Here is an 18142-nt window from a genome sequence, read left to right as displayed (position 1 = left end):
AAAATGAATCACTTTTTCTTGATAGGAACCCAAAACTCTTCCTCAGATTCCGAGTGTTCCCCTTTGTATTTGTCGCCCATAAGTGCAAAATAGGGTCGGCTATCTATTTCATATTCCGAATTCGGGAGCCATTCAGAGTAGATGTATCTGAAAGTTTTCATGGCTTCACTAGGTTTTCCCTTGTATGGGAACACGGCATATAATCCCTCAGGAATGGTCAAGCTTTGCATGCCCTTGGGTATTTCCTCTATTTTGGAAACAGCAATGGCAGCCCACTTTTCAAATTGGCTTGTGGGGTCAAAATTTTGAAAAAATGTAGTGGTGGGATAAATTTCCACTGCGTAGTTATCATTGTTGATCGAGTGTTCTATTTCAATTTTACGGGGAGAAAAACTCTGCCACAGTTTATACGTGTTATTGTTGGCAAAAGAGGTAATTGATTTTTTACCGACCAACATGGTGGCAGGCAAGGTTTGTATTCTTGGGGTCATGTACAACGATTTAAAAAACATAGTTTACTTGCAAACCGCCAAAATAATTTCGGCCATTTCCAGGATAATAGTACCTGGGTTGTGCCCCGCCGAAACCAACGGCATTGATCAATACGGATTGGGCATAATTGCTATCAAAAATATTATTGATTCCGGCATTCAACCCCAAATTGACATGAGATGAAATAGCGGTTCGGAACCCTAGCTTGGCATGGAACACATTAAAGGAATCGCTACTGATTGAATTGGCATCAGTCATGGGAATTTCATCCACAAATTGGTGTGTCAGGTTAAGTTGCAAACCATTTTTATGCCTGAAATCAATTCCCGAACTCAACCGATGTTTTGGCACTCCTGTAAGCGGATTGCCTGAATAGTCATTATCCTCATTCACAAAATCAACAAAACTATGGTCATTTAAGGTGTAACTTAAGTAAGGTGAAAATCTAATGGCCTGAGATATTTTTCCTCGGTATTGTACGTCAAGCTCAAGCCCTTGGTGACGCGTCTTTCCTGCATTTCTGCCAATGTATTGGTCTTCTCCGACACGTTGGGCCACCAGTAGGTTTTTCACGTTCATTCGGTATAATGTGATGTTGGCCGATAACCTTTTATTAAATAGAGACCATTCTGTGCCCAACTCATAGTTCACTCCTGTTTCCTGGGCAATATCTGGGTTGATGATTCCGTCTGGAGTCAAAGTTTCCTCCAAGCTTGGATTGGAAAAACCGCTACTTATGTTGGCGTAAATTTTTCCATTTTTCAGTTGATAGTTCAATCCTAGGTTTGGTAGCAAGATTGCATCAAAATCACGTATTGCCGAAGCATTGCTTTCCCCCTGATTGAACAAATCTCTAAAATCATAATGGGTCTTGTTCAAATTGAGACCCAATTGGGCGGAAAGTTGAGTTGTGATGGGATAGGTAAGGGTCCCAAAAAGATTGAACTGTCTTCGGAATTCCATATTGTTGCTCAATAGTGTTCCTTGCAAGCTACCGTTTCCATCATTTTCTTCGTACAAATTCTCAAAAGTGCCCCAATCGTATTCATCCTTGTAAAATTCGCCACCAAAGGTAAAGTCTGCTTTTCCCCAATTGCCTGTAAATCGACTCCGAATACCAAACCCATTGGTAAACTCGTCCAAAATATTGAAAGGTCTCGGTTCGTAATGATCTAAGTAGGTGTAGAAAACGCTGGTGGTGTTTTGCAAATGTTCCGAAAATTGATAGGTGTGTGAGAGCCCAGTCAAAATATATTTGTTGGCTTCGTACCCTTGTGCTGCCAACCAGTTTGATGCTGCACGAGTAGGATCCTCCTCAAAATCGGTTTGGTTAATGGAGCTCGGAATTTGAGCTGTATAGTCAATATAGTTCACCAAAAGTACGATACTGCTTTTTTGCCCTGTTCGGAACTGGGTGTTCAATAATAATCCATCACGCTGAAACTGACTGTTCTGTCTAAAGCCATCGGTTTCTAAATGGTTATAGCTAAAGCTCAAATTAAAACCATCTTCCGAATGAGAAAAGGTCAGGTTATCTTTGAGCATATTGTACGATCCCATGGTAAATGAATTGATAAGTTGGGTCTTGTCTTGAACAGACACTTTGGTGTCCAGTAAAATGGCACCGCCAAGATTGGAGCCATAAGCCGTGGACTTTGGGCCTTTAATGACCTCTACCGCACCTAAATTCTCAAAATCGTAGGCCTCAATTGTGGAGGAACCTGTGCCATTGGTCACAGGAATACCGTTAAAGTACATTCGGAGTTTATTGGTTCCGTAGGGAGTTCTTGCTCCGATGCCCCGAATGGTTATTCGGTTGGTGTTGATAGCTCCTGAGAGGATATATACACCTGAAATTTGATTGATGGCAGATGGGATATCCGTAGGATTGAATCGTTCAAATGTTTGACCAGCTATTTTTGATGAAGAAGTGATTCCTGTTGCTTTTTTAGGAATGGCATCTTGGATCAAGACCACTTCATCCAGTTGGGTTATGGAATCTTTTGTAGTGTTTTGCGCTTTAATGGTATGGAAGCAACACAAAAGTAGACCGAGCAAAAATCTATTTGTATTTTGTTGGGATCGTTTCAAAGTAAGTGAGGTTAATTTTTTAGGGTGACTGTTTTTCCTTTTTTTGCACTTTCTCGGGCTGCATCCAGTATTTCAACAACCGTCATATTGTTTTCCAGAGAAGAAAGATCGTTAGGATCCAAACTAATATTGCCCCTTATCACGGCCGCAAATAAAGAAAATGGGTCGTTGTGGGGTTGAGTGCGTTCTTCAAGGGTAATTTGTTCTTCATGGAATCCATCATAACCTTCTGCAATGCGAATGCGAAGGGTATTTCGGCTGTCGGCATAAATAGCCCCTGTGAGGCCATAAAGCTCCATGTCTTTTCTTCCGATAGGCCAGTTCCATGAAGGTTCCAGGATAGCTTGGCAATCGTTATATGTAAGTATTATCGTGGCATCATCGTCCACATTGGGGTTGTTGTTGGCTTGAAGTTGTTGGGTGACAGCGGTTACGGTATTGGGCTTTTTTCCTTTTTTAAGCCAAGTCATTAAATTCGCCCCATAACATCCAAAATCTGTTATGGCGCCACCTCCGTTTAACACTGGGTCCTGTAGCCAATCCAAAAATTCTTGATTCACACCGATTTTTACCGGACCTCGATGACCGTCGCGAACAATTACCTTGCGCAAATCGCCAATTTTTCCATTTTCAAGCAGTTCTTTGGCCCTATGGTTTGAGGGGTACCAAGTTGTTTCGTAATTGGTTAACAAATGGATGCCATATTTTTCTGCTAACGTTCTCATTTTTTTTGCGTGCCCCATATTCACGGCAAGGGGTTTTTCAACCATTACATGAATTCCTTTGGGAGCACAAGTTTGTAAGACCTCCAAATGGTCATAAATGGTCCCAAATGCGGTAACAGCTTCAGGTTTGGTGGCCGAAATCATTTCTTCCAAACTATTATAGACCAGATCCATAGAAAAACCATGTTGTTCTGCATAACGTTGTGCCAATTCCCGATTGGATTCCGCAATGCCAACAATTTCTATATCACCAATATCTTCTCTACCCAAAATCCAATGCACATGGGTATGGGTAAGACCCGCAATGCCAATTTTTAGTGGTTTGGTTTGGGCATGCCCAAAGAAAAAGTTCAAACAGCAAAAAAATAGAATGAGTATATATCGAATCATTACGGGGTTTTTAGCGAGTCCATAAAAATAGGAACTAATTGGTAAGGTTGTTCAATAGTGTTTGGGTGTTCATAATTTGGGCAAATTCATCTTTTAAATTGGCCAATTCAGCATGAAAAATAACGTCGGCACTGTATGTATTTCCATCATACCCAATTTTATCAAATGCCGCAGTGGCATCTGAAACCAAAACTACGTTGAAACCCAAATTTGAGGCCATCCTTACCGAAGTAGAAATGCAATGCTCAATGGTGAGCCCTGCAATGACCAAGTCGGAAATGCCTTGTGCTTTTAATTGTGCTTCTAAATCAGTTCCTATAAAAGCGCTGTTCACCGTTTTTTCAAATATAGGTTCATTGATTAAGGGTTGTACCGCAGGATGAAAATCGTTGCTCATTTTACTGGGATGTAGCGGTGAACTAAGGTTTGTGGAATTGTGTTTTACATGGAAAACGGGTAGTTGTTTTTCTCTGAAATAACCCAGGAGTCGACCACAATTTTCTTCTGCCTCAGGATTGTTTCGTTCTGTGCCATAATACTCCATTTCTTGGAGTGCAAGTTGGATGTCAATCAAAAGAAGTGCGGTCATGAGGATGAATTTGACCTAAAAGTACTGCAAAACAAAATAATGGAACAAGAGATTATTTTCATTGATATGCCTATTGGAAAATTCAATTTTAGGGAGCCGTCTACAATAGCTATTTTTGAACAAAATTGAACATATGAAAATTGTATCCTATAATGTAAACGGTATTCGGGCAGCCTTAAAAAAGGGGTTCATTGAATGGTTGGAGTCTGTAAGTCCTGACGTGGTCTGTTTACAAGAGACCAAAGCCATGGAAGAACAAGTGGACACCTCCATTTTTGAAGAAGCAGGATATTCGCACCATTATTGGTTCAGTGCTCAGAAAAAAGGATATAGCGGTGTGGCTTTACTATGTAAAAATGAGCCGGACAATGTAGAGTTCGGAACAGGAATAGATTACATGGACCATGAAGGACGAAATATCCGTGCCGATTTTGGCGATTTGTCCGTGATGAGCATGTATCTGCCTTCTGGAACCAATATGGATCGTTTGGATTTTAAATTGACCTACATGGACGATTTTCAAAAGTATTCAGAGGAACTAAGAAAAGAACGCCCCAATCTTATTGTATGTGGGGACTATAATATTTGTCATGAAGCCATTGATATCCACGACCCGGTTCGGAACAAGAATGTGTCAGGATTTTTGCCCGTGGAGCGCGAATGGATAGGTGATTTTATGAAAAGTGGTTTTATTGATAGTTTCAGACATTTCAACAAGGAACCCGACAATTATACGTGGTGGAGTTACCGAGCCAATGCGCGGACCAATAATAAGGGCTGGCGTTTGGATTATGGGATGGTGGCCGAGCCGTTGGAAGATAGATTGAAGCGCTCCGTGATTTTGTCCGAAGCCAAACACAGTGACCATTGTCCCATTTTATTGGAGGTTGAAAAATAACATTGGCGTAAAGACTGATGTTTTTGTTTCAGTACCTTTAACCGTCCTTAACATTAAAAGATGAAATACACCAGAATTCCAAATACCGATATCCGAATCAGTAAAATTTGTTTGGGTACCATGACCTGGGGCCGCCAAAACAATGAAGATGAGGCCCATGAACAAATGGATTACGCCCTGGACCAAGGTGTGAATTTTTTTGATACGGCCGAATTATACCCGGTTCCTGCCAAGAAAGAACTGTATGCGGTAACAGAAGAACTGATTGGGAATTGGTTTAAAAAGACAGGTAATCGGGATAAAGTGGTGCTTGCGTCCAAAATAGCTGGGCCAGGATACGCCGCCAAACACATCCGAAGTACAGGATTCAGTAAGGAATCCATTATCAGTGCCGTGGATGATAGCTTAAAGCGTTTGCAGACTGATTATATTGATTTGTACCAGCTCCATTGGCCAGAACGGAACACCAATTACTTTGGACAAAGAGGATACAATGCCCATGCTGTTGACGTCTGGGATGATAATATCCACCAAGTTTTGGAAACACTGCGTGATTTGATTGCCGAAGGCAAAATCCGTCATGTGGGGTTATCTAATGAAACCCCTTGGGGAACCATGCGCTATTTGGAAGAAAGCAAAGTGCACCAATCCCTTCCTCGTATGCGCACCATCCAAAACCCTTACAGTCTATTAAACCGACTTTTTGAAGTTGGGCTTTCCGAGGTCTCCATGAGAGAGCAGATAGGTTTATTGGCGTATTCACCGCTTGGATTTGGAGTGTTGAGCGGAAAGTATCTGACCGAAATTCCTCCAAGAAAAGCAAGGGTAACTCTATTCCCTAATTACAACAGATATAGTGGAGATACCGCTGTGCAAGCCACGGAGATGTATGCCCAATTGGCAAAAGAACATGGTTTGAGCATAGCGCAAATGGCATTGGCTTTTGTAAATACCAGACCCTTCTTGACCAGTAATATTATTGGAGCAACCAGCATGGGACAACTAAAGGAAAACATAGAAAGTATTGATGTAAATCTTTCCGATGAGGTTTTGGATGGCATTGAGAAAATCCATAAAACCATTCCTAACCCTGCACCATAATTTACTCTAACACATAAGCACGGTATTCATCACCTGAGGCCGTACCCATTTTACCACCTCCACAGGAAATTACCAGGTATTGTTTGCCATCAACTTGATAGGTAATAGGTGTAGCATAACCCCCAGCAGGAAGTTGGTCTTCCCACAGTTGTGTGCCTGTCTTCATATTGAACGCACGGATTTTTTCATCCTTGGTTGCTGCAATAAATAATACCCCACCTTTGGTGACGACGGGACCTCCATAATTTTCCAGTCCCGAAACAGGAATATTTGGGTCGTCCAAACTTTCCTCATGCCCCAAAGGCACTGTCCACAGATATTCACCAGAGTCAAGGTCGATAGCATTCAAAGTTCCCCATGGCGGTTTTACCACAGGATAACCTCTATCATCTTTGAATCTGGCGAAACTGGCCACGGAATAGGGAACATCTACTTTTAGTTTTTCCACTCTATGGTCTTTGGCCTCTTCCATATCCAATATAAAGTCTGTAATGGCATTGGTTTCCTCTTCGGAAAGATTAGGCATTCCGGGCATGGCACCACGCCCTTTTTGGATAATGGTTTTGATGGAATCGGATTCCAGACGCAATTTCACATTTTGAAGCTCAGGGATTCCGTTCAAACCCTGTAAGTTACCACCATGGCATCTAGCACAATGGATTTGAGCCAAGCTTTGTCCTATAGTTGAACCCTCTTCATCTCCGCCAATTTCTTTCATTTTAATGATCCAAGCCATTTCATTGGCATTCACGTACATTATTCCATCACGAGGGTCAAGAGCAGCCCCGCCCCATTCGGCACCACCATCGGCACCTGGGAATAGAATCACTCCAGTGGTATCCATCGGAATAAACTGCCCTTTTGATGTAATGGAGTTGAATTTTTCCAACACCGTTGGATTGTCCTCGGTTTCATTTCCTGAAACCAAATCATCAACAAAAGCAGTTCGGTTCGGGGCATACAAATCATCCTCCGTCAAAGTTTGACGCGCAAAAGGAGCTGGTTTTAACGGTAAGGGCTGAGTTTCAAATGCTTTTTCGCCAAGCAAGGTGGAACTCGGATAGGTTTTTTCTTTGATAGGGAACAAGGGCTCCCCCGTTATTCGGTTGAATACAAATACATGACCACTTTTAGTGACTTGTGCCACCGCTGGAATGGTTTGTCCGTCCCTAACAATATCTACCAAATTGGGAGGTGCTGGTAAATCACGGTCCCAAATATCGTGATGCACCATTTGAAAATGCCAAATGCGTTCACCGGTATCGGCATTTAGCGCCAAAAGGGAATTGGCAAACAGGTTGGATCCTTCGCGGTCTCCGCCGTACCAATCAAAAGCAGCCGAGCCAGTTGGGATGTAAACAATACCCTGTTCGTTGTCCAGTGCCATTCCCGGCCAGCTATTGGCGCCTCCTACTATTTTATATGCTTCGGCAGGCCATGTGTCGTAACCAAATTCTCCTGGTTGGGGAATGGTGTGGAACGTCCAGAGGGTTTCACCTGTGAGTACATCATATGCCCTAATATGGCCTGGGGAGGAACCCGGCCCTTCGCCAACTCGGGTACCTTGAATAAGTATGTTTTTAAAAACCGCCCCAGGGGTGTTGGAGACCACGGATAATTTGCTCGGGTCCCTGCCCAAACCATCTCGCAGGTCTATGCTTCCGTTGTTGCCAAAAGAGGAAATGGGTTCGCCTGTTTCAATATTGATGGCGTATAGTTTTGGTCCAGAGGAGAAAAAGATGCGGCTAGGTTCCTCGCCATCCGATTTCCAATAATTTAATCCACGGTTGAGCCCCAAACCTGATTCATCTTTGGTTTTTGGTGAAAATTTCCAGATTTCTTTTCCTGTTTTTGCGTTTATGGCGAACAGTTCGATGGCTGCATTTACCCCGTAAATTAAACCATCTATCATTAATGGGCTGGTTTGTATCTGAGTTGTTCTGCCTTCTTGTAATCCTCCACTCTTATAACTCCAAGCTAGTTTTAATTGTGAAACATTGGTCGTATCGATTTGATCCAAGTTGGAAAAGTGTGTCCGCTCCGGGTCACCCAAATAATGTTCCCAAGTGGTGAAATAGGCTTTGTTTGCTTTGTTTGAATTTGGGCTGGAACAGGAAGCCAAAATAGCTAAAGAAAGAAGAGGTAAAAATCTTTTCATGTGAAGTTTGAAAGTTTCTTAAATATAGGAAGAAACTTGCAACCACTGGCTATCCGAACAGATGAGCGACGACATCTTCAATCTTGGATACCTTTTGAATCTGTATTCCCGATTGTTTTAATCCAATCTTATTGTTTTTCGAAACAAATATGGTTGAGAACCCCAGTTTTTCAGCTTCAAGTATACGTTGATCTACCCGCTGCACTGGTCTTATTTCGCCTGCAAGTCCTACTTCGGCGGCGAAACAAATGCCTTTTTCAATTGCGATGTCCGAGTTACTGGATAGGATGGCGGCCATAACGGCCAAATCTATTGCGGGATCATCAACGGAGATTCCGCCGGTAATGTTTAAGAACACATCTTTTGCACCTAATTTGAAACCTGCCCGTTTTTCCAAAACGGCCAAGAGCATATTCAATCTTTTCGCATTGAAGCCTGTGGCGGAACGTTGAGGCGTTCCATAAACAGCGGTGCTTACCAAAGCTTGAATTTCAACCAATAAGGGTCGCATGCCTTCTACAGTGGCAGCGATGGCGGTTCCGCTGAGGTCTTCGTCATTTTTGGAAATCAATACTTCGGATGGGTTGTTCACTTCACGTAATCCACTTCCCTGCATTTCGTAAATGCCCAGTTCTGCGGTTGAACCGAATCGGTTTTTGAGGGAACGAAGAATACGATACACATAGTTTCTGTCTCCTTCAAATTGTAGAACGGTATCCACCATATGTTCCAAAATCTTGGGCCCTGCAATAGTGCCATCTTTGGTGATATGCCCCACCAAAATAACAGGGGTGTGGCTTTCTTTCGCAAATTTGATGAGCTCGGCGGTACTTTCACGGATTTGTGAAATGCTTCCTGCTGCAGATTCTATATAATCGGTGTGCAGCGTCTGAATGGAATCGATAATGACCAAGTCGGGCTCAATAGTGGAAATCTGCTGAAAAATATTCTGTGTTTTGGTTTCGGTAAGGATGTAGCAATTTTCACTGTTGGGCTGAATACGATCGGCACGCATTTTTATCTGCCTTTGACTTTCCTCTCCTGAAACATATAGAATTTTATAGGGCAGATTGAGTGCAATTTGAAGCAACAATGTACTTTTTCCAATACCTGGTTCTCCGCCCAACAAGGTCAGTGAGCCCGGTACCAATCCACCGCCCAAAACTCGGTTGAACTCTTGGTCCTTGGTGTCCAAACGGAGTTCTTTTTCTTGGGTGATTTCGGAAACACGTAGTGGTTTATTGGCCTGTTTGGCAACCGTATCGGTTTTCCAACTTTTTTTGTCCTCTTTTTGGACCACTTCCTCCACAATGGTATTCCACTCTTTGCAAGAGGAGCATTGCCCGATCCACTTGGGAAATTGGGTTCCACAGTTTTGACAAAAAAATGCTGTTTTGGTCTTGGCCATTCTTTAATTTGGGTGAAGGCCTAAAGATATGGATTTACATGGATGATTTTTTCAGATTGTTGGATTTTTGAACCATCAGATTTTTAGATGGCGCCCTTCCAATTATCTAACCATTCAAAGTTCTAGTATCCAAAGTCTGCTTTGAGAGCATCAATTTTATCAAGGGCCAAATCCTTGGTCAGAAAGTCGATTTCCTCCAATTGGAAAGATTTTTCAAATGCCTTGAATGCCTTTTTGGGTTCTCCGATGAATTCGTAATGTTCCGCTTCAAAATAGAAGCCCATCATAGTTTCGGGATATTCCTTTTTGCAAAGGTCGGCCAGAGGTTTGAGTGACTCGTAGTCTTCCTTTTTTAGACAAGCGGCATAAATAGCCATAACATCATTGAGTTCCACAGGTTTTTCAAACCCAAATAAATCTTCAATGGTTTGGTATCGGTTCTCCAAATAATTAAAAACCGGTTCCTCGGAAGTCAAAATATCTGATTTGTATTCGGCCGGTGTGATGGATCTGTAAATCCGAAAGACATTATCAAAAGCTTTACTTATCCCATAAGCAGCAATAGAGGTATGGTCTGCATTTTCGTACTCATCAAAAAAGTAATGCAGGGATTCTTTGTCAATAGATTTGATGCTGAGGTTCATTTGTAGGATACGTTGTCTATCGTCGGTGGCTTGTTTCTCCACAATCAAATTGTAAAAGATGGTCTGGTCCAGTTCCGACAAACGGGCGGGGACCCTGCTTTCCATTTCTGTGGCCAAAACTGGTGAGATACTTACGAAGGAGTTGAAAAATGAACGTTCTTTAAATAAATAATAATTTCCAAAATTGGCAGTGATATCGTATCCCACGAACATTTTAAAGGGTGCAACGTTATAACTGGTCTCCAAGTAAGGAATCAATTCGGTGCCTAAAAATTCGAAAAACTTTTTTCCTTTCTCTGTGGGTAAACCTGATACTTCTTCGTATGCGCAATCTTCCCATCGTAAATCATTTTCCAATTGGTCAACACCGACCACAATGGCTTCGGGCATACGATCAAAACGGCTTTGGAACTTTACATTGGCTACCACGAGGTCAAAAAGATGTTCTGCATCCAAAACCACAATTAATGGGTATGATTTTTCTTCGGTATAATCTTCTGGAAAATAGTAGGATACATCCCTGCGTTCCTGCAATTTAAAGGATTCAAAGATTTCCTTTTTTACTTGAGCACTTATGTTCAAGCAAGTAAAGCCTATCAGTAGAAATAGACATTTTTTCATTGGTTAAGATTTAGGCGGCTGGGGTTTACCGATTTCTATTCAATAACGGTAATACAATGAAGGATATTGTACCAAAAACTACCACCATTAAAGTCTGTGCAATCCACATGATCCATCCGAATGCATCGCCGGAAACCGAACTTATGCCATAAATACCGAGAGCAGCACTAACGGCTATGGGGTAAAGACCAATTCCACCATTGGTAGTGGACATAGCAAAAGCTCCAGCGACAAAGGCTACCAATAATTCGCCCAAGGTTAGTGTGATGGTTTCTTCCACAGTGTGTTTTATAACCCAGAACATACCAACATAAGCAACCCAGATGAAAAGTGTGTGGAAGATGAACGGCCATTTGTTCTTCATTTTGAAAACACTAAGCACGCCGTCTTGAAGTCCGTTTAAAAACCCTTTGAGTTTTAGTGCGAATGGTGACTTTGATTTACGAATGATGTAAGATGCCAAAAACAAACCAACAATCCCAACAAATAGAATTCCGATAGCACCGATAATGTTCACTCCTTTTTCTTCCAAAAAGCCGAGGATAAAATCGGTTTGTAAAAGCAAGGTGATCATGATGATGATCAAAAGCATCAATAAATCTATGACTCTCTCGGTGACGATGGTGCCGAACCCTTTTTCAAAAGGGACATTTTCATATGTGGTGAGTGCGGTGGCCCTAAGGATTTCACCGGAACGGGGAATACCCAAATTGGCGAAATAGGAAATTAATACAATAAAAACGTTGTTTGTAATCTTGGGTTTGTACCCTAGGGGTTCCAGAAGGTAATTCCAGCGCATGGCTCTTGAAATATGGCTCAATATTCCAATAACTACGGAAATAGCGACCCAAAATGGACTTGCGTTGGAAATGTAATGGATAATCTGCTCACGCTCTTCGAGTGTTGTGGAGTTGTAAGAGTACCAAACCAAAAACAACCCAAAGGCAATGGGCACAAATATTTTAAGGAATTTTTTTAGGGAATTGCCCAAAATTTACTTGAGTAGATTGGTTTCCTCGTTAGGGAACACCAATGCTGGATTAAATGTTTTTGCCTCTTCAATATCCATCCAAGCATAAGTGATAAGGATCAATACGTCACCTACGGCCACTTTTCTGGCAGCGGCACCGTTAAGGGTCAACTCTCCTGAACCTCTTGGCCCTGGAATGGCATAAGTTTCCAATCGCTCACCGTTGTTGTTGTTTACGATCTGCACTTTTTCGCCCCTAATTATGTTGGCGGCATCCATAAGATCTTCGTCTATAGTGATACTTCCTATATAGTTAAGGTCTGCTCCGGTAACTTTTACTCGGTGAATTTTAGATTTTACGACTTCTACTTGCATGGTGCAAAATTATCAATTCAATCTTAGATTATCAATTAAGCGTACGCCGTCTGCGTAAACGGCAATAAACGCCCTGTATTTTTGGTTGTCCTGTATTTTTAAAGCTGGAGTCAATGTATTCTCGTCGGCAATTTCAAAATATTCCAGGTCAAACAAAGGATGTTGCTCAAATTCGGATTTTACCCAATCCATTATATATGTAGCACTTTTCATGCCAAATTTGGCTTTGGCAGTTTGTAGCGTATTGTGAATAAAATTAGCTTGTTCGCGGGTATTTTTTGAGAGTCTTTCGTTGCGGGAACTCATTGCCAAGCCATGTGGCTCTCTTTCAATGGGGCAACCAATAATGGTATAGGGCAATTTCTTGATTTCGGCCATTTTTCGGATAATCTGCAATTGCTGAAAATCTTTTTCCCCAAAATAGGCTTTGTCGGGAGCCACTGTTCTCAATAAAAGCTCTACAATGGTACCGACACCATCAAAATGACCTGTTCTGAACTCCCCTTCCATTACTTTGTCCAAACCGTCAAACTCGTAAGATTCTGATTCAAGTTTTCCTTCATAGATTTCATCGATTGTGGGTGCAAAAACCACAATGTATTCCGAAACCTGTGTTAATAGTTCAATATCCTTTTCAAAAGTTCTAGGATATTTCTCCAAGTCATCTTTTTTGTCGAATTGAGTAGGGTTTACAAAAATGCTTACAACAACCAGATCATTTTCTGAAAGGGCTTTTTTTACCAATGAGATATGACCTGTGTGGAGTGCGCCCATAGTAGGCACAAGACCAATCGTACGATCTTTTTTACGCTCTTCCAAAGTAAAGGCGTTCAGTTCTTTTTTACGGTCGAATATCTTCATATACAGGTACAAAAGGGTGCAAAAATACTATAAATACTGCTAATCAGCATAATTTTTGTACTTTTGCAGCTATGTTTTTCAGATAAACAAAAGAAAGTGTTTATGAATGGTAAAAAGGTATTGTTTGTATCTTCTGAATTAGTTCCCTACCTCCCAGAGAATCCTGTTTCCTTAATGTCGTACGAAGCGCCTAGAATGGTGAACAGTAGCGGTGGGCAAATACGGATATTTATGCCCAGGTATGGAAATATTAACGAAAGGAGACATCAATTACATGAGGTAATACGTTTATCGGGGATGAACCTGGTGATCAATGATATGGATATGCCCTTGATTATTAAGGTTGCGTCTATTCCTAAAGAGCGGATACAAGTCTATTTTATAGACAATGATGAATATTTTAAAAGAAAGGCCACATTTACAGATGCTGATGGCAATTTGTTTCCAGATAACGATGAACGAGCAATTTTCTTTGCAAAAGGAGTTGTTGAAACGGTTAAAAAGTTGAATTGGTCTCCAGATATCATCCATGTACACGGTTGGATGGCTTCGATGGTGCCACTTTACCTGCGAAAATACTACGCGGATGAGCCATTGTTTTCTGAAAGTAGAATAGTTACTTCCGTTTATGGGAAAGATTTTGAAGGAGAGCTGGATAGTGCCATGATAGATAAAATTGCTTTTGATGGTATTGATAAGGAAGAAATTTCCGCCTTGTCCAAACCCGAATATAATAATTTGTTAAAGGTTGCCGTAGATCATTCCGATGCCGTTATTTTAGCCGCGGAGGAATTGTCAGAGGACTTAAAAAACCATATTGATAATCTTTCCGTACCTGTTTTGCCCTATGTTCCACTTCAGGAAGCAGAGGAAGCATATACAAATTTCTATAACACAGAGGTTTTAAAATAGATTGAATGAGATTTTCCAAGATTACCAAAGTTTCAGCAATAGTTGGAACTTTGCTTTTACTAATTGCTTCTTGTGAAGAGGAATTGGATACCATTGGTGAGGGTGTTGTTGCAGGAGAACCCTTTAGTACAGGCAAAGTAGAGTATGAGGTTTTTGCTTTTAATAAAGGGATTACGGCTGTACAAACCAATAGGCTTCCCTTATATCAGTTAGGAATTTTTGAGGATCCTGTTTATGGCCAAAGGAAGGCCAGTATCATTTCCCAGCTTTCACTGCCAAACGTTTCTCCAACTTTTGGAGATTTTAGTCAGGCAAGTGAAGACGAAGCCGATAACGATCAGGAAAATGAGACGGTAAAAGAAGTCTATTTGTACATCCCGTTTCAAACAGCTCCCACACCTGATTCCGATGGAGATGGTATTCCAGATGCCTTGGAAAGTGGTGATGATGCGGAAGATCCTAATTCCGACTATGATGGAGATGGCGTTACCGATAGCCAAGAGCGTGTCATAGGGTCGAATCCTTACGACGCCACAGAAGATGGAACAGGGGATGATTTTGTTGCCAATATTTATGCAAATCGATTTGATTTGGATAGTATTTATGGGGATAGAAATCAAACTTTTGATTTGGTGGTCTCAAAGTCTAATTATTTTCTTCGCGACCTAGACCCAAATTCCAATTTTGAAGAAGCACAAGAATATTATTCCAATCAGGATTTTTCTTCTTTTATAGGAGAGGAACTTACCATAGATGGTCAGAAAACCGTAGTAATTGATGATACGGAAATGTTGATTTATGCCGAGGATGACCCAGACACCGAAGATGTGGACGAGTCGCAAACTGTTGTGGATTCACGGATAGCTCCCGGGATAAGAATTCCTTTGAATCCTGACTTTTTCCAACAGAATATTTTGGATAAGGAAGGTCAACCAGAGTTGTTGAGCAGTTCCAATTTTAAAAATTTTATCCGAGGAATCCATTTGTCCGGGACGGATATGGACCAGCTGATGTTCTTGCTGGATTTGACCGAAGCCAATATTACCATTACCTACGAGTACGATGACTATGACCCGGAAACCGAGGAGACTGTAACCGCTGAAAAGGATTTTGTCCTAAACTTTCTGGAGAGTTCTCAAGCTGGGATATTTGGAAATGCCGTAAATGTTTTTGAGAATGAAATGTTGCCTCCAGAAATTGAAAATGCCCTTAATAGTGGTGAAAACGCCCCCAGAATATTTGTAAAGGGTGGAACTACCTTGGCTGAAGTAAGGTTGTTCGATGAAGTGGAGAACGGTGGTTCTGCAATAATCAATCAAATAAAACAGAACAATTGGGTGATTAACGAAGCTAATTTGGTTTTCTATGTGGATCGAGAAACATTGGGTGCCTCTGTTGTGGAGCCGCCAAGGCTTTATCTGTTCAATGCAGAAACCAATAGACCTCTGTTTGATGCCTCTAATGAGGATCCTTTGGTTAATTCTGGTCAAAATTCATTGAGATATTTTCAGAATCATAGTGGTCTGCTAGAAACTGACAATGATTTGGGTGTAAAGTATACAATTCGCATTACAGAACATATCAACAATATTATTGTCAGGGATTCTACAAACGCTAAATTAGGGTTGACTTTGACTCCTAATATTAACCTTATTGGTGTCCAAGAAGCAATCGGTAGCGATATGCAAGGAATCGATTATCCAATTGGTGCTGCTATTAGCCCATTGGGCACGGTCCTCTATGGAAGCAATGTGGCCCCGGGAGAGGAGTCAAGTAAACTCAAATTGGAAATTTACTACACCGAGGCCAATTAAACATCGTATTTATCGTTGTTTTTTGAACGTTTATCGTTTTAAAGAACCAGAACAGCGTATTTTAACGTATACATTTTAAATTTGATGACCATTCCCCCAAATGGTTGTTAACTTAAAAAAATCTTATGTGTGGAATTGTCGGATATATTGGTCATAGAGATGCCTATCCAGTTATTATAAAGGGTCTACAAAGACTTGAGTATAGAGGGTACGACAGTGCGGGAGTAACCCTTTTTGATGGAGAAAACATCCATCTTACCAAAACCAAAGGCAAGGTTGAAGATTTAAAAAACAAGGTCGAAAGCTCCATTCCTACAAATGGAAAGTTAGGTTTAGGCCATACGCGTTGGGCAACCCATGGAGTTCCCAACGATGTGAATTCCCATCCCCATTATTCTAATTCCGGCGATTTGGTCATTATACATAATGGAATCATCGAAAATTATGAATCCATTAAACAAGCCTTGGTTAAAAGAGGCTACACTTTTGAGTCTGACACGGATACTGAGGTGTTGATCAACTTAATTGAAGAGGTCAAGAACAAAGAGGGGGTAAAGCTGGGCAAGGCCGTTCAAATCGCATTGAACCAAGTTGTGGGAGCTTATGCCATTGCTGTTTTTGATAAGAACAAACCAGATGAAATTGTTGTGGCCAAATTAGGTAGCCCACTTGCTATCGGAATCGGGGAAAATGAATATTTTATTGCCTCTGATGCTTCTCCTTTTATCGAATTTACCAACAATGCCGTGTATCTCGAAGATGAAGAAATGGCAATTGTAAGGATTGGTAAAGAAATTAAGCTACGTAAAATCAAGGACGATGCTATCGCCTATCCAAATATTTTGGAACTGCAGCTCAACCTTGAAGAAATAGAAAAAGGAGGGTACGATCATTTCATGCTCAAGGAAATCTATGAGCAGCCTAAAGCTATACAGGATACTTACAGAGGAAGGTTATTGGCAGATAAGGGTATTATAAAAATGGCAGGAATAGACCAGAACCTGGAAAAATTCCTTAACGCCAATAGAATTATAATTGTTGCCTGTGGTACATCTTGGCACGCCGGTTTAGTGGCGGAATATATCTTTGAGGATATGGCAAGAATTCCAGTTGAGGTAGAATATGCTTCAGAATTTAGGTATAGAAATCCTGTTATTACCGAAAATGACATACTTATAGCCATTTCTCAATCTGGTGAAACGGCCGATACTTTGGCAGCGATTAAACTGGCCAAAGAAAAAGGAGCATTTGTATTTGGTGTTTGTAATGTAGTAGGTTCATCCATTGCCCGAGAAACCCATGCCGGTGCCTATACCCACGCTGGCCCAGAAATCGGAGTGGCTTCCACAAAGGCATTTACTACACAAATTACAGTACTGACCTTGATAGCCTTAAAATTGGCACAAGAAAAAGGAACACTTTCCCAGTCTAAGTATCAAGAATATTTGGCAGAGCTAGAAGCGGTTCCTGCAAAGGTTGAAAAAGCATTGTTGTCCAATCCTTTGGTTGAGGAAATATCCGAAACGTATAGAGATTCGGCTAACTGTTTATACTTAGGAAGAGGATATAATTTCCCCGTTGCTTTGGAAGGGGCCCTAAAATTAAAGGAGATTAGCTATATCCATGCAGAAGGCTATCCTGCTGCTGAAATGAAACACGGACCCATTGCTTTGATTGATGAGCAAATGCCGGTTGTAGTAATCGCCACCAAGAAAGGGCACTACGAGAAAGTGGTTAGTAACATTCAAGAGATTAAATCGAGAAAAGGTAGGATTATTGCTATAGTAACCGAAGGAGATCAAACGGTAAAAGAACTGGCAGACCATGTAATCGAGGTCCCAGAAACTTCAGAAAGCCTATCTCCATTACTAACAACAATACCGTTACAACTGTTGTCATACCATATTGCTGTTATGAGAGGTTGTAATGTGGACCAACCAAGAAACTTGGCGAAGTCGGTTACGGTTGAGTAGCAATATCAAAACATAGGATTAAATAGAAAAGGTGCTGTTTTCAGCGCCTTTTTTATTGAAAACGTAGATTTAAATACATTTTTTTGCCAAAAAAGTATTATGCATGCATAATTTTTTTCA

The 18142-nt window shown here is 41.2% G+C and carries 15 protein-coding genes; 5 read left to right on the top strand and 10 right to left on the bottom strand.

What is annotated here, in order from left to right; genetic code table 11:
- Window positions 1–8: 8 nt before the first annotated feature.
- The 4 genes from D2V08_RS05180 to D2V08_RS05165 are packed head-to-tail and all read right to left on the bottom strand — an operon-like array spanning window position 9 to window position 4287.
- Window positions 9–491: a GyrI-like domain-containing protein gene (locus D2V08_RS05180; RefSeq protein WP_119607708.1), complete on the bottom strand. Its 483-nt coding sequence runs from the start codon at window positions 489–491 to the stop codon at window positions 9–11.
- A 10-nt stretch (window positions 492–501) separates the two neighbouring features.
- Complete coding sequence (locus tag D2V08_RS05175) at window positions 502–2583, bottom strand: TonB-dependent receptor family protein (RefSeq protein ID WP_119607006.1); 2082 nt, start codon at window positions 2581–2583, stop codon at window positions 502–504.
- Between the two features lie 11 nt (window positions 2584–2594).
- Window positions 2595–3698 (bottom strand): Gfo/Idh/MocA family protein, encoded by a 1104-nt coding sequence (locus D2V08_RS05170; protein WP_119607005.1) that lies wholly within the window; start codon window positions 3696–3698, stop codon window positions 2595–2597.
- Between the two features lie 34 nt (window positions 3699–3732).
- Entirely contained in the window at window positions 3733–4287 is a 555-nt protein-coding gene (locus D2V08_RS05165) for a cysteine hydrolase family protein (RefSeq protein WP_119607004.1), read from the bottom strand.
- A gap of 133 nt (window positions 4288–4420) precedes the next feature.
- Between D2V08_RS05165 and D2V08_RS05160 the strand changes: the two genes are divergently transcribed.
- Window positions 4421–5185, top strand: coding sequence for an exodeoxyribonuclease III (locus tag D2V08_RS05160; RefSeq protein WP_119607003.1), 765 nt, complete (start codon window positions 4421–4423; stop codon window positions 5183–5185).
- A 60-nt stretch (window positions 5186–5245) separates the two neighbouring features.
- Window positions 5246–6286 (top strand): NADP(H)-dependent aldo-keto reductase, encoded by a 1041-nt coding sequence (locus D2V08_RS05155; protein WP_119607002.1) that lies wholly within the window; start codon window positions 5246–5248, stop codon window positions 6284–6286.
- A gap of 1 nt (window position 6287) precedes the next feature.
- Here D2V08_RS05155 and D2V08_RS05150 read toward each other — a convergent pair whose 3' ends face one another.
- The 6 genes from D2V08_RS05150 to panC all read right to left on the bottom strand — a co-directional run bounded on the left by D2V08_RS05150 (window position 6288) and on the right by panC (window position 13323).
- Window positions 6288–8444, bottom strand: a complete 2157-nt coding sequence (locus tag D2V08_RS05150; RefSeq protein WP_119607001.1) for an outer membrane protein assembly factor BamB family protein — start codon at window positions 8442–8444, stop codon at window positions 6288–6290.
- Window positions 8445–8493: 49 nt separating this feature from the next.
- Complete coding sequence (gene radA, locus D2V08_RS05145; protein ID WP_119607000.1) at window positions 8494–9852, bottom strand: DNA repair protein RadA; 1359 nt, start codon at window positions 9850–9852, stop codon at window positions 8494–8496.
- A gap of 122 nt (window positions 9853–9974) precedes the next feature.
- Window positions 9975–11117 (bottom strand): alpha/beta hydrolase, encoded by a 1143-nt coding sequence (locus tag D2V08_RS05140; RefSeq protein ID WP_119606999.1) that lies wholly within the window; start codon window positions 11115–11117, stop codon window positions 9975–9977.
- Between the two features lie 25 nt (window positions 11118–11142).
- A complete protein-coding gene (locus tag D2V08_RS05135; protein WP_119606998.1) occupies window positions 11143–12108 on the bottom strand; it encodes a lysylphosphatidylglycerol synthase transmembrane domain-containing protein in 966 nt (321 codons plus the stop codon).
- Window positions 12109–12111: 3 nt separating this feature from the next.
- A complete protein-coding gene (gene panD / locus D2V08_RS05130; RefSeq protein ID WP_119606997.1) occupies window positions 12112–12462 on the bottom strand; it encodes an aspartate 1-decarboxylase in 351 nt (116 codons plus the stop codon).
- A gap of 12 nt (window positions 12463–12474) precedes the next feature.
- A complete protein-coding gene (panC, locus tag D2V08_RS05125) occupies window positions 12475–13323 on the bottom strand; it encodes a pantoate--beta-alanine ligase (RefSeq protein ID WP_119606996.1) in 849 nt (282 codons plus the stop codon).
- 102 nt (window positions 13324–13425) lie between these two features.
- Here panC and D2V08_RS05120 point away from each other — a divergent pair, with 102 nt between their 5' ends.
- From D2V08_RS05120 to glmS, 3 genes are all read left to right on the top strand, one after another.
- A complete protein-coding gene (locus tag D2V08_RS05120; protein ID WP_119606995.1) occupies window positions 13426–14235 on the top strand; it encodes a glycogen/starch synthase in 810 nt (269 codons plus the stop codon).
- Window positions 14236–14240: 5 nt separating this feature from the next.
- On the top strand, window positions 14241–16049 hold the full coding sequence (locus D2V08_RS05115; RefSeq protein ID WP_119606994.1) for a DUF4270 domain-containing protein: 1809 nt from the start codon (window positions 14241–14243) through the stop codon (window positions 16047–16049).
- Between the two features lie 125 nt (window positions 16050–16174).
- The gene (gene glmS / locus D2V08_RS05110; protein WP_119606993.1) at window positions 16175–18022 is read left to right on the top strand and encodes a glutamine--fructose-6-phosphate transaminase (isomerizing); all 1848 of its coding nucleotides are present in this window, start codon (window positions 16175–16177) and stop codon (window positions 18020–18022) included.
- Window positions 18023–18142: the final 120 nt, after the last annotated feature.

It is taken from the genome of Flagellimonas lutimaris (assembly GCF_003581615.1).
Lineage (GTDB): Bacteria > Bacteroidota > Bacteroidia > Flavobacteriales > Flavobacteriaceae > Flagellimonas > Flagellimonas lutimaris.
This window is presented reverse-complemented; position numbering and strand designations above follow the sequence as displayed.